Origin of the sequence: Liquorilactobacillus sicerae, assembly GCF_029916425.1 — a bacterium.
In the GTDB taxonomy this organism is placed as follows: domain Bacteria; phylum Bacillota; class Bacilli; order Lactobacillales; family Lactobacillaceae; genus Liquorilactobacillus; species Liquorilactobacillus sicerae.
The window spans coordinates 1-440 of the sequence record NZ_JAHAVQ010000256.1; the positions used below are offsets into that span (position 1 = coordinate 1).

Annotated in this window: 1 protein-coding gene; it reads left to right on the forward strand. The window is 40.5% G+C overall.

Annotation, left to right across the window (positions count from 1 at the left end):
• Positions 1-66: 66 nt before the first annotated feature.
• Positions 67-440: MarR family winged helix-turn-helix transcriptional regulator (locus KH893_RS12310; RefSeq protein WP_281166340.1), on the forward strand; the 374-nt coding region annotated here is incomplete at its 3' end.

Genomic DNA, 440 nt, shown 5'->3' on the forward strand with positions numbered 1-440 from the left:
TAAGTAGAGGATTTATTTTGTTAGAAAATAGAAAACTAACTAATTAGATAAATAGCGAGGCAGAAAATGAATAACAAGGAGATATTTGAAGAACTGACAACTTTAGCACGTCAACCGGCAATTTGGTTTGCGGCACGGAGCTTGTATGGCCATGGTGGCAATCAGCGACCGGATAATAGTCGACGCTTACTGAAAGTTTTAGCAGAAACAGATAATGATTTAACCGCGGGTTCAATCGCTGATATTTTAGCAATACGGCCGGCATCGGTTACGCAAATTATCAAAAAACTAGAAAGCAACGATTATATTCAACGCGTTAGAGACGAAAGCGACGCGCGAGTGGTCCGCGTGAAAATAACTTCCAAGGGGCGTAAGCAGTTAGAGACGTTAGAAGATAAACAAAGCGATTTCCAGACTGAGTTATTCGATGTTTTTGATGA